The 11,901-nt window shown below is 69.3% G+C and carries 8 protein-coding genes; 2 read left to right on the forward strand and 6 right to left on the reverse strand.

Annotated elements, in window-relative coordinates:
* Nucleotides 1-31 precede the first annotated feature (31 nt).
* Nucleotides 32-3,250 carry a DEAD/DEAH box helicase gene (locus IEW87_RS00955; RefSeq protein WP_188710455.1) on the forward strand — a complete coding sequence of 1,073 codons (3,219 nt, stop codon included), beginning with the start codon at nucleotides 32-34 and terminating at the stop codon, nucleotides 3,248-3,250.
* On the opposite strand, the gene IEW87_RS00960 is transcribed toward IEW87_RS00955, so the two are convergent.
* From IEW87_RS00960 to IEW87_RS00980, 5 genes are all read right to left on the reverse strand, one after another.
* On the reverse strand, nucleotides 3,251-4,558 hold the full coding sequence (locus IEW87_RS00960; RefSeq protein ID WP_188710456.1) for a dihydrolipoamide acetyltransferase family protein: 1,308 nt from the start codon (nucleotides 4,556-4,558) through the stop codon (nucleotides 3,251-3,253).
* A 16-nt stretch (nucleotides 4,559-4,574) separates the two neighbouring features.
* The gene (locus tag IEW87_RS00965; protein WP_188710457.1) at nucleotides 4,575-5,555 is read right to left on the reverse strand and encodes an alpha-ketoacid dehydrogenase subunit beta; all 981 of its coding nucleotides are present in this window, start codon (nucleotides 5,553-5,555) and stop codon (nucleotides 4,575-4,577) included.
* Nucleotides 5,552-6,679, reverse strand: coding sequence for a thiamine pyrophosphate-dependent dehydrogenase E1 component subunit alpha (locus IEW87_RS00970; RefSeq protein ID WP_229730808.1), 1,128 nt, complete (start codon nucleotides 6,677-6,679; stop codon nucleotides 5,552-5,554). Before IEW87_RS00970 ends, IEW87_RS00965 begins: the two co-directional genes overlap by 4 nt.
* Nucleotides 6,680-6,758: 79 nt before the next feature.
* Entirely contained in the window at nucleotides 6,759-7,826 is a 1,068-nt protein-coding gene (locus tag IEW87_RS00975) for a histidinol-phosphate transaminase (RefSeq protein WP_188710458.1), read from the reverse strand.
* A gap of 9 nt (nucleotides 7,827-7,835) precedes the next feature.
* On the reverse strand, nucleotides 7,836-8,759 hold the full coding sequence (locus tag IEW87_RS00980) for an SDR family NAD(P)-dependent oxidoreductase (RefSeq protein ID WP_188710459.1): 924 nt from the start codon (nucleotides 8,757-8,759) through the stop codon (nucleotides 7,836-7,838).
* A 229-nt stretch (nucleotides 8,760-8,988) separates the two neighbouring features.
* Between IEW87_RS00980 and IEW87_RS00985 the strand changes: the two genes are divergently transcribed.
* A complete protein-coding gene (locus tag IEW87_RS00985) occupies nucleotides 8,989-10,158 on the forward strand; it encodes a flavin reductase (protein WP_188710460.1) in 1,170 nt (389 codons plus the stop codon).
* Nucleotides 10,159-10,181: 23 nt separating this feature from the next.
* Here the strand turns inward: IEW87_RS00985 and IEW87_RS00990 are convergent, their stop codons facing one another.
* Nucleotides 10,182-11,900 carry a sigma-54-dependent Fis family transcriptional regulator gene (locus IEW87_RS00990; protein ID WP_188710461.1) on the reverse strand — a complete coding sequence of 573 codons (1,719 nt, stop codon included), beginning with the start codon at nucleotides 11,898-11,900 and terminating at the stop codon, nucleotides 10,182-10,184.
* Between the last annotated feature and the right edge of the window lies 1 nt (nucleotide 11,901).

Genomic DNA, 11,901 nt, shown 5'->3' on the forward strand with positions numbered 1-11,901 from the left:
GCATGTCGGATCTTCGCCATACGCTCGGGGGATGAGGAACATCCACCTCACCGAGGATCACGTCGACGCGCTGTTCACGCGCGAGGGCGCCGATGATGGGCGCGCGCTCATCTCGCGCGTGCCCGTGCGGGTGCTGCGCGCCGAAACGGGCCGAGATTTCTCGGGGGCACTCGTGAGCGTCGGGGCCCTCACGATCGAGGTGGAGATGACGGCGCGCGACATCGAGACGTGGTGCTCGCACGACGGCCAGGCGCGCTGCGCGCACGGGGCGGCGGCGATCATCGCCCTCGCCGACGATGAGCAGCCGTTCGGCATCGGGGCGGTCGGACGCAGCGACGTCCCCGCTGCCCGTCCCACGAGCGAGCCGTGGGAGCGCACGCTTCGGCGTCTGCTTCCCGACGACGAATCCCCTGCCACGACACGCGAGCTGGCGCTTCTGTTCAGCATCCGCGAGTCGGGCGCGGGCGATCCCCCGGGCAGCGGCGTCGCGATCCGTCCCGCCGTACGCGGATCCGGCGGCGGCTGGGTGCGCACGGGCGTCAGTTGGCGCGCACTGGCCGACGCCGACGACGCGGATCCTTGTCGACGCGCGCTCGCCGACATCGCGGCACTGCACGACGGACGGCACGCGTTCGCCGACGTCGGCGAGCGGATCCGCCGCGGCTCGCGGTCGGCGACCTTCGGTGCGGGCGACTGGGGCTCGCCGGAGTGGATCCGGCTCGACGCCGTGCCCTCGCGCGGACTGTGGAGCGCGCTGGTCGCCGCGCACGATGCCGGGGTCGAGTTCGTCGCAGACGACACCGGACAGCCCACGGTCGAAGTCGGCGACGCCTCCGCCGAAGCCATCGTCGACCTGCGCGATGTCAGCGGCCGGCTCCGCGTCGAGGCGACGGTCGCGGGCCCGCCCGGCGAGGGGATTCGCCCGATCGGTGCGCCGACGTCCGCCGTCGCCCGCACGCACGGTTCCCCACCGCGCGTCCGTGCGCTCGTCCCGCTCGCGCGCCCCGCGACCCGCGAATGGGACGCGCTGTTCGCCACAGGACGGCTGTCGATTCCCGCCGGGAGCGTCGACGACTTCCGCGACGGCTACCTGCCGCGGCTGCGCGACGTGGGTCCGCTCGTCTCGACCGACGAGTCGTTCGAGGTGCCGCCGGCCGCGCGCGGCGACCTGGTGCTCGCGATCCGGCACACCGCGAAGACCGTGCGCGTGCACTGGGAGTGGGAGTATCCGCCGGGAGAGCGTCGCGACCGCGCGGCGGAGCGCGTCCTGCTGTCCGACGTCGAGACGACGGTCGGCCGATTCCGGCATCTGCTCGGCCGCCGCGCGGCCGACGGCGTCTTCCCGACGCGAGACCTCGACCCCGACGAGACCGTCGAGTTTCTCGCTCACGCGCTGCCTGCCCTCCGCGGGGTCGAGGGAGTGCGGATCGAGACGCACAACGACGTTCCGGAGCTCACCTTCGCGACGGAGGATCCCGTCATCGAGATCGGCGCGGAGCCGTCCGGCGAGGACTGGTTCGAGTTGAACGTCGTCGTGACGATCCAGGGTGAGCCCGTCTCGAGCGCCGCGCTGCTCACCGCGCTCTCGCACGGCCGCACGTACTTCCGCCTGCTCAGCGGCACTGTCTTTCCCTTGACGGATCCGCGCTTCACGCGCTTGCGCGACGTGCTCGCGGAAGCCAAGTCGTTGCGAGACGATCCCTCGGGCAGCTTCGCGCTGCCGCGCTTCCAGCTCGACCTCTGGCAGGAGCTCGCGGAGATCGGCGTGCTCGAGGCGCAGCACGCCGCGTGGGTTGAAGCGATGTCGGCACTCGACGGCACGGGGATCGAGCGTCGCGATCCGCCCGCGAGCGTTTCCGCGACGCTGCGCGAATATCAGCGCGACGGCTTCAGCTGGCTCGACTTCCTGCGCCGGAACCGCCTCGGCGGCGTCCTCGCCGACGATATGGGACTCGGAAAGACGGTGCAGCTCCTCGCGGCGCTCGAACAGGCGCGGCTCGATGAGCCAGCGGCGCGCTTCCTCGTCGTCGCCCCGACGAGCGTCGTCGGCCACTGGGCCGCAGAAGCCGCCCGCTTCGTGCCCGACCTCGCCACCTACGCGATCCGCGAGACCAGTCGCAAACGCGGCGTCGCCGTCGAAGACGCGATCGGCGACGCGACGCTCGTCGTGACGAGCTACGCGATCCTGCGCCTCGACGCCGACGAATTCCGCAACATGGGGTTCCGCGTTCTCGTGCTCGACGAGGCCCAGAACGTGAAGAATCCGTCTTCTCGCGGTCACGCGGCAGCGCGCATGCTCGGCGCTCCGTCGACGTTCGTCGTCACGGGCACGCCGCTCGAGAACAACCTCATGGAACTGTTCGCGCTGACCACGCTCGCGGCGCCAGGCCTGTTCGGCACCCGGACCCACTTCCGCGAGCACTTCTCGCGGGCGATCGAGAAGTACGGTGACGCCGGCCGTCTCGAACGGCTGCGGGCACGCATCCGGCCCTTCCTCTTGCGCCGCCGGAAGGAGGAGGTCGCCCCGGAACTGCCCGCGAAGACCGAGCAGGTGCTGGAAGTGCCGCTTCACGGCGCGCACCAACGCGCCTATGAGCGCCGCTTCCGCCGCGAGCAGCAGAAGCTTCTCGGGCTCCTCGACGACGTCAAGAAGAATCAGATCCAGATCCTCGCCTCACTCACGCGGCTGCGGCGCGAGGCCCTCGACCCCTCGTTCGGCGACGCCGCCGAAGCACCGAACGTGCGCTCGGCGAAACTCGAGGCGCTCGGTGATCTCCTCGACGAGATCGTCGCCGACGGTCACCGCGCGCTCGTGTTCAGCCAGTTCACCGACTTCCTCGGCCTCGCGGCCGGAGTCGCCGACCGCCGTGGCGTCCGGTACTCCTACCTCGACGGGCGCACGGGCGCCGCGCAGCGCACCCGCATGGTCGAGCGATTCCAGACCGGCGAGGATCCGGCGTTCTTCATCTCGCTCAAGGCTGGCGGCACCGGGCTGACGCTCACGGGCGCCGACTACTGCATCCTGCTCGACCCGTGGTGGAACCCCGCGGCCGAGGAGCAGGCGATCGACCGCACGCACCGCATCGGCCAGGACAAGCCGATCATGGTGTACCGGATCATCGCCGCGGGCACGATCGAAGAGAAGGTGCGCGACTTGCAGCTGAAGAAGCGTCGCCTCTTCCACGACGTGCTCGATGGCGCGGGCGCGCCGTCGTTCGACGTCGACGACTACCGCTCACTGATCGCGTGATCAGTCGAGCAGAAGGGCCGGCTCCTCGAGCACAGCGGCGACGTCGGCGACGAAACGGCTGATCTTGTCGCCGTCGACGATCCGGTGGTCGAACGACCCCGACACCGTCGTCACCCACGCGGGACGCACCTCGCCGTCGATGACCCACGGCTTCTGACGGATCGCGCCCATCGCCACGATGCCCGCCTCTCCGGGGTTCAGGATCGGGGTGCCCGCGTCCATGCCGAAGACGCCGATGTTCGTGATCGTGATGGTGCCGCCCTGCATCTCGCCGGGCTGCGTTTTGCCATCACGCGCCGTCAGCGTCAGATCCTGCAGCGCGCTCGCGAGCTCGCGAATCGACAGGTCGTGCGCATCCTTGATGTTCGGCACGATGAGGCCGCGCGGCGTCGCGGCCGCGATACCGAGGTTGACGTAGTTGCGCACCTGGATCTCGGCGCCCGACTCGGTCTCGATCCACGTCGAGTTGATCTCGGGGGTGCGCTGCACCGCCCAGAGCACGGCGCGCGCGTAGACGAGCAACGGCGAGACACGGATGTCCGCGAACTGCGGCTGCTGCTTCAGCCGGGCGACGAACTCCATGGTGCGCGTCGCGTCGACGTCCGTCCAGACGGACACGTGCGGCGCGGTCGTCGCGGATCCGACCATCGCGTTCGCAGTCGCCTTGCGGACGCCCTTGACGGGGACGGCCTCGTAGCGCGGGTCGGTCGCGGCCTTCGGTGCGGGGATGATCCGTTCGCGCTCGGCCGGCCACTCCGGCGTGGAGAGGTTGCGGAATACGGAGGCCTGCTCGGCGTGCTTCACCACGTCGTCGCGCGTGACCTCGCCGGCCGGGCCCGATCCCGACACCTCCGACAGCACGACATCGAGGTCGCGCGCCAGCTTTCGAACCGGCGGCTTCGCCACGACACCGACCGACGACGTGACGGTCTTCTCGTGCGACTTCGGACGGCGGCGGGTCTGCGCCTCGCCTCCGGTGCCGTAGCCAACCAGCACGGCCGAGTCAGATGTGTCGGCTGGCGGCTCCGGACGTGCGCCGCCCTCACCGGACGTCTGCTCGTCGCCCGCCGAGCCCGGCGCGTCGATCGTCACGATCGGCGCGCCGACGTCGACCGTGTCGCCCTCGGCCGCGAGCAGGTCGCGGACGGTCCCCGCGTACGGGGAGGGCAGCTCGACGATGCTCTTTGCCGTCTCGATGTCGGCGATCGTGTCGTTCACCGCGACCTCGTCACCCGGCTTCACGCGCCACTCGACGAGCTCGGCCTCCGTCAGGCCTTCGCCCACATCGGGAAGGTGGAAGGTCTCCATGGCTGGTCCTCTCGTATCAGTACGACAGCGCGCGGTCGACGGCGTCGAGCACGCGATCGGCGTCGGGCACGTAGATGCCCTCGAGCTTCGCCGGGGGGAACGGGACGTCGAAGCCGGCCACGCGCATCACCGGCGCCTCGAGCGAGTAGAACGCTCGCTCGGCGACGGTCGCCGCGATCTCGCCGCCGATGCTCGCGTGGCCGGGGGCCTCCTGCGCCCAGACGAGGCGACCGGTCGAGCGCACCGACTCGATGAGCGGGTCGTAGTCGATCGGCGAGAGCGAGCGCACGTCGACGACCTCGCAGCTCGTGCCCTCCCCCTCGGCGATTGCGGCCGCCTGCAGCAGCACGGCGACCATCGCGCCGTGACCGGCAAGAGTCACGTCGGTGCCCGGTCGAACCACACGCGTCGCATGCAGCGGTGCCGCGCGTCGGTCGAGGTCGACCTCGCCCTTCTGCCAGTAGCGGCTCTTCGGCTCGAGAAAGATGACGGGATCCGACGAGGCGATCGCGTCCTGGATCATCCAGTACGCGTCGTTCGGCGTCGATGGGCTGACCACGCGCAGGCCCGGTGTGTGCGCGAAATACGCCTCCGGACTCTCCTGATGGTGCTCGATGGCGCCGATGCGTCCGCCGTAGGGAATCCGGATGACCAGAGGCATCGAGATCGCACCCTCGTGACGGTTCGTGAGCTTCGCGAGCTGCGTCGTGATCTGGTCGAATGCCGGGAACACGAACCCATCGAACTGGATTTCGATGACGGGGCGGAAACCGGCCATCGCCAGTCCGATCCCCGTGCCGACGAGGCCCGACTCGGCGAGCGGAGTGTCGAGCACGCGCTTCTCGCCGAAATCGCGCTGCAGGTGCTCGGTGACGCGGAACACGCCGCCGAGCTTGCCGATGTCCTCGCCCATCAGGAGGACCCGGTCATCGTCCTCGAGCGCGCGACGCATGCCGGCGTTCAGGGCCTTGCCGAACGGCATCGTCTCGAATGTCATTCCGCACCCCCGTCGAACGAGGCTTCGTATTCGGCGACCCAGGCGGCCTGCCGCTCCATGAGCGCATTCGGCTCGGAATACACGTGCTGGAACATGCTCTCCGGCTCGGGGTCAGGAAGCTGCGCGACCCGCTCGCGCACGTCCGCGGCGAGCGCCTCGCCCTCCGCCTCGACGTCGTCGAAGAACGCGGATCCGGCGCCGCGGGACTCGAGATACGCGCGCATCCGTGCGATCGGGTCGCGGCGGCGCCACGACTCCTCCTCGTCCTTCGTGCGGTACTTCGTGGGGTCGTCACTCGTCGTGTGCGCGCCGAGACGGTAGGTGACCGCCTCGATGGCGCGCGGGCCGCCGCCCGCACGGGCCTCTTCGAGGTACATGCGACTGGCGGCATACGACGCGAGGACGTCATTGCCGTCGACGCGCAGCGTCGGGATCCCGTACCCTGCGGACCGGTCGGCGAGCGGACCCGGGGACTGCGTCGCAACCGGAACCGAGATCGCCCATTGGTTGTTCTGCAGGAAGAACACCTGCGGCACGTGATAGCTCGAGGCGAACACCATCGCCTCGTGGACGTCGCCCTCGCTCGCCGCACCGTCGCCGTAGTACACGACGACGGCCTCGTCGCGCTCGGGATCGCCGGTCGCGCAGCGGCCATCGAACGCGATTCCCATCGCGTAGCCCGTCGCGTGCAGCGTCTGCGTGCCCAGTACGAGCGTGTAGAGACGGGTGTTGCCGTTCACCGGGTCGGTGGGGTCCCAGCCGCCGTGCGTCGTCCCGCGCATCAGTCCGAGAATGTTGACGAGGTCGACGCCGCGGATCTTCGCGACGACGTGCTCGCGGTAGGACGGGAAGATCGTGTCCTGCGCTCTCGCCGCTCGCGCGGACCCGACCTGTGCGGCCTCCTGGCCGAGCGAGGGCGGCCAGAGCGCGAGCTGCCCCTGGCGCTGCAGCATCGTCGCCTGCTGGTCGAAGGCCCTGATCACCGCCATGTCGCGGTACAGCTGCTCGAGCGTCGCGTCGTCGAGCCCGTCGACGATGGCACGCATCGGCTCGGCCTCGGGGGTGGGTGCGAAGGAGCCGTCGGGCTCCAGGAAGCGCACGAGCGGAGTTTCTGCCGAAGTCACCACTCCACGCTATGCCCGTTCACGCGTGTGCGCTCGATGACGCGCTCGACAACGGACAGGCCGATTGTGTGGTGAACATCTACAGCGCAGCAGCCTCGCGAGCGGCCGCGATCACGCGATCGAGCGAATCCTGCTCAGCCACCGTGATGCGCACGCCGTCCGGGAAGGGGCGCACGACGAGACCGGCCGCATCGAAGGCGGCGGCGACACGCGGATCCGTCGTCGGCAGCCAGACGAAGTTCGACTCGCTCTGCGGCACGCTCCATCCGGCGTCGCGCAGTCCGGCCATGAGCCGCTCGCGGCGGCGCACGAGCTCGCTGACGCGCTCGAGGATCTCGCCGTCGCTCTCGAGACTCGCGAGGGCGGCGGCCTCAGCCTGCGCTGTCACCGACAGCGGGATCTGGGTGGCGCGCGCCGCGTCGAGAACCCGGGCGTTTCCGATGGCGTATCCGACGCGCAGCGCTGCGAGGCCGTATGCCTTGGAGAAGGTGCGGAGGACGACGACGTTCGGGTGTCGTTCGTACACGCGCTCCGCGAGGCCGTCGACGGCATCGGCGTCGGTGACGAACTCCGCGTACGCCTCGTCGAGGAGCACGAGCACGTTCGCGGGGACCTTCGCGAGGAAGGCCGCGAACTCGGCGGACGTGACGATCGGCCCGGTCGGATTGTTGGGCGTGCATACCACGATGCAGCGCGTGCGGTCCGTGACGGCGGCGGCGAGCGCGTCGAGGTCGTGCCGGCCGTCGGGAAGGTTGTCGATCTCCACGCTGGTCGCTCCCGCGACCAGGACGAGGCCGGGGTAGGCCTCGAACGACCGCCACGGATAGACGACCTCGTCGCCGGGGCCCGCGGCGGCCTGGATGAAGGCGGCGATGAGAGCGACGCTGCCCGCGCCGACGATGACCTCGTCGGAGGCGACGCCGTACCGGTCTCCGAGGGCGGCGCGCAGACGCCCCGCCGTCGCATCGGGATAGCGGTTGAGCTGCGCGGCCCCCTGCAACGCGTCGAGGACGCCGGGAAGCGGACCGAACGGGTTCTCGTTGCTCGACAGCTTGAATCCGTCATCGCCAGCCGGACGCCCCTGCTTGTACGGCGGCAGTGCAGCGATCTCGGGACGGATACGGGGCAGAACGGGTTCGGAGCTCACGCGTCGATCCTATGCAGATCCCGCGCTGCGCAGCGCCTCGGAGTCCCGACGATAACGCTCGAACGCGGCCGCCCGCCCGGCGGCAGCAGTTTCGTCGGTGTCGTAGTCGTCGTAGGCGGCGATGATCGTGTCGAAGTAGTCGCGCAGCCCCTCTCGGGTCTCGGTGAAGGGAAGCACCCAGAAACGTTCGTTCTCGATCGCGTCGCAGACGTGCTGCGCGAGTTCCCGAGGCTCCATGCCGCCGGCATAGAGACGGTGCTGCAATGCGACGAACTCCGGGTCGTCATTGAAGCTGGAACCCTCGGCGAGTTCCGCCGGACGACGGTTGAGCGTGTTCGCGATGTCGCTGCGCACGCTCGCCGGGCAGAGGACCGACACCCCGACCCCCAGCGGGGCGAGGGTCAGCGCGTAACTCTCCATCAGATTAATGACGGCCGCCTTCGACGCGGCGTAGATGGCCGCGGCCGGGCTCCCCTGAAAACCAGCCATCGAGGCGACGGACATGATGTGTCCGCCCTGGCCCGCGGCGAGCATCCGGGGCAGCACGGTCTGGATGCCGTTGACGACTCCGCCGAAGTTCACGCCGAAGACCCAATCGAAGTCGGCGTACGTCGCTTTCTCCAGCGGGCCGAAGCCATTGACTCCGGCTGTGTTGAACAGCAGCGTGATCGGCGCATCGAAGTGACGCTCGATTCGGTCCGCAGCAGATTCCCACGCGTCACGCTCACGGATGTCGAACTGTAGCGGGAGAACGTCCACGCCGCTCTCGGCGAGCGCTGTGGCGGCGGTCTCCAACGCGTCCTGTCGCACGTCGACGATCGCGACGCGGCAGCCGCGCTCTCCCAGCGCATACGCCTGGCCGAGCCCGACGCCCGAAGCGCCTCCCGTGATGAGTGCGACCCGGTCTTCGAAGTCCTGCACGTGATCCTCCATGATCCGTGTCCGTCCGCCCGTCGTAGCGCAGGCGCTCCTCCCAGCATGCCTTGCCCGCAACGAGGTGAGCGTCTCAGCGTGAGACGCTCACCGATGTGGCAGCACGTGCCCGATGCACAGGGTTCATGGCCTCGCTCGCGCGGGGGCGTTCCGGCCGTCTCACCGTGAGACCCGGCCAGGCGAGGGCCGCGATTAGCCTTCTTGCGAAGGTGCTTCGAGGAGGAACTCCATGACCAGTCAGAACGGAAGTGCGGTGCGCTACGGCATCGAGCTCGGACTGCCCATCGTCGACGAGAACGTGTTCCGAAACGTCGTCGGTCACTTCGCTTCCGGCGTCACGGTGATCACCACGGCCGATGGCGATCACCTGTATGGCACGACCGTCTCCGCCGTCTCTTCGCTGTCGGCCGAGCCTCCGATGATGCTCATCTGTTTGAACAGGTCCAGCGTCACGCATGACGCGGTGAGCCGTTCCGGACGCTATGCGATCAACATCCTCGCGTCCTCGCAAGGGGAGATCGCCCGCGCCTTCGCACGCAAGGGCGACGACAAGTTCGCCGGCGTCGAGCACACGATCAGCGAGCACGGCCTGCCGCTGCTGAGCAATACGCTCGCGTCCATCGAGTGCGTCGTCAATGAAACCGCGGTCGGCGGGACCCACACGATCTTCCTTGGGCGCGTGGTCGCGGCCGAGGCACGCGACGGCGAGCCTCTCGCCTACTACCGCGGCACGTTCGGCAACCTGGAGCGCGCGCTCGAGAGCGCCGCCTACGAGGGCACGCGCGACTGGGTGCTGCGTCGCCGGACGCCCCTCCACGAAACCATCGATGTCGAAGTCGTCGCCGCCGAGCTCCGACTCGAACCCGCGCTGGTGAACAACGCCCTGATCCGCCTCGCTACCGAATCGCTCGTCCACGCCGTCGACGGTGGTGCGTATGAGCCCACGCCGATGACGGCCGAACTCGTCGACAAACTCTATGGCTCGCGCGAGACAATCGAAACGGGTGTGCTCGAGCGCTACCTCGCCGACGTGGACGACGAGCAGCTGCAGGGCGTTCGACGACTGGCGGATCAGCTCCTCGAGATCATGCCGACGACCGCCGACGAGCTCGAGCAGTTCTTGGAGCTGAACCAGGACCTGCACGCCGCGATCGTCGACTTCTCCGGATCGCGTCAGCTCACAGCCAGTTATCGCGCACTGAACGTCGCCACAGTCTGGCGCGAGACCTACGAACCCGAGGACTGGCGCAGCCAGCTCGGCCCCTCATTCGTTCCCCGTCTCGTCGAGGCGCTCGAGAAACGTGACGTCGAGGCGGCTCGGGCGGTCGTGTGCGAGCAGGTCGCGTTCGTCACGCAGGGCGCGAAGACCGTCATCGCGGCGCACGGCGGGCAAGTCTGACGTCGACTGTCCGTCGCCAGCCGTCACCGGCTGCTCGGCACCCGGAACCCGAACTGCCGAATGCGCCGGTACATGGTCGCTCGTGAGATGCCGAGCGCGTGAGCCGCGTCGTCACGATTCCAGTTGGCATCGCGCAGTGCCTCGAACACGAGCTCTCGCTCGGTGCGCGCGAGCAGACCTTCGCGCGAGTTGCTTCGGCCACTCTCGGCCATCTCGCGTGGCAGGTGTGACACCGTGATCACGCCGCCCCCGTCGAGCTTGACCAGCGCGGAGGCGAGGACCCGTCGCAGCTGCGCCACGTTGCCCGACCAGGTGTGTCTCGTCAGCACACTCAGCGCCTCGGGAGCACAGCGCACGCCCTGACCGCCCAGGTCGGACAGGATGGACGCCACCAGAGCCGGCAACTCCCCCGTCCGTTCGCGCAGCGGAGCAACGGACACGGTGACGGGGAAGGCGCCGTCCAGTTCCGGATCGACGGAGCGCGCGGTCGCAGAGAACCAGCGCGTGGCAGTCCGCGCCTTTTCGACCACGCGGGCTCGAAGCGACTCGTCCAGCACATCGATATTGCGGATCAGCGTCGGCCCCGCGTCGGCGAGAGCGTCAAACCGAGTTCGCCACTCATCAGGCGCGGCGGCCGCGGATGCGCCATCAATCTCGCTCACGTCCGCAGCGGTCCGCACGCGGTGGGCGCGACCGGATCCTGCCTCGCCGGTGACCAGGACGGAGATGCCGAGTTCGACGGCCCGGGCGACCGGGTCGATCGTCTTCCCGACCGCGATCGCGCGCGGCTTGTCGACGCGCGTGAGCGATGCTACGGCGCCGTGACGCCCTTGCGACAGTTCGACGACGCGGCAGTGCACGCGGAACATGTCGTCTCCGAGAGCCAACCGGATCAGCCGAGAACGGCCTCGCCCGGCGACGTCCAGAACGGCCTCGCGAAGCACGTCCGTCGCGGCGTCGACGCGCAGGAGCTGCTGGGCGGCGCTGTTGGCGACGAAGACCTCGTCATTCATGCCGACGACCGCAAGCGATGGGCGACGCGAATGCCGTGAGAACGCCTCGAACAGCAGTTGCTCGTCGCCGTCAGTGGCGAGCGCGAGCTGCTCATCGATCGCACGCGCGATGCTCTGGGTGTACGGCACGATCATGTGGTTCGCCGAGCGAATACGCTGACACATGACGAGGACGCCGGCCATGCGGCCGAGCGGGTCGCGAAGGGGCACACCAACCGTCGCGAGGTTCTGCTCGGAGAACCGGAAGTGCTCCTCGCCGACGACGAGAAACGACTCCAGGCGCTCGGCCGAGAGTCCCGCGCCGTTCGTCCCCACGCGCGCCTCGTGGAACGTGGCCCCGATGCCCGCGCCGCGCTGCGTGCTCTCGCGCACGATGCGCTCGTCCCCCATGATCGGAGCGACCTGAACGCACTCGCGGTCGAGCAGCATCGCCCAGGCATCCGAGTCTCGGCACTGGTCACCGAGCGCCTCCATGACCGGTGTCGCGGCGTCGACCAACTTGCGCACGCGCTGATCAGCGTGCCCGTGGGTAGGAAGATCCCGTCCAGTCGGATCAACGCCGAGGTCCCGCGAGCGCACCCACGAGTTCAGGATCTCTGGGGAGACATCGCCGACGCCCTCGGCGCCCGCGAGGAACCGCTCGTGGGCGCTCGCGACGCGTCCCCTGCAGTCCTCGTCGAAACGCGCGGCGAAACTCGGCCGCGGAGCGACGATCGTGGTCGGTTCCATG

Origin of the sequence: Microbacterium faecale (assembly GCF_014640975.1) — a bacterium.
In the GTDB taxonomy this organism is placed as follows: domain Bacteria; phylum Actinomycetota; class Actinomycetes; order Actinomycetales; family Microbacteriaceae; genus Microbacterium; species Microbacterium faecale.

Excerpts from the sequence above, each read along its gene's own strand:
- IEW87_RS00965 (WP_188710457.1), bottom strand. The coding sequence starts at position 5,555 with ATGACATTCGAGACGATGCCGTTCGGCAAGGCCCTGAACGCCGGCATG.
- IEW87_RS00990 (WP_188710461.1), bottom strand. The coding sequence starts at position 11,900 with ATGGAACCGACCACGATCGTCGCTCCGCGGCCGAGTTTCGCCGCGCGT.
- IEW87_RS00980 (WP_188710459.1), bottom strand. The coding sequence starts at position 8,759 with ATGGAGGATCACGTGCAGGACTTCGAAGACCGGGTCGCACTCATCACG.
- IEW87_RS00955 (WP_188710455.1), top strand. The coding sequence starts at position 32 with ATGAGGAACATCCACCTCACCGAGGATCACGTCGACGCGCTGTTCACG.
- IEW87_RS00985 (WP_188710460.1), top strand. The coding sequence starts at position 8,989 with ATGACCAGTCAGAACGGAAGTGCGGTGCGCTACGGCATCGAGCTCGGA.
- IEW87_RS00960 (WP_188710456.1), bottom strand. The coding sequence starts at position 4,558 with ATGGAGACCTTCCACCTTCCCGATGTGGGCGAAGGCCTGACGGAGGCC.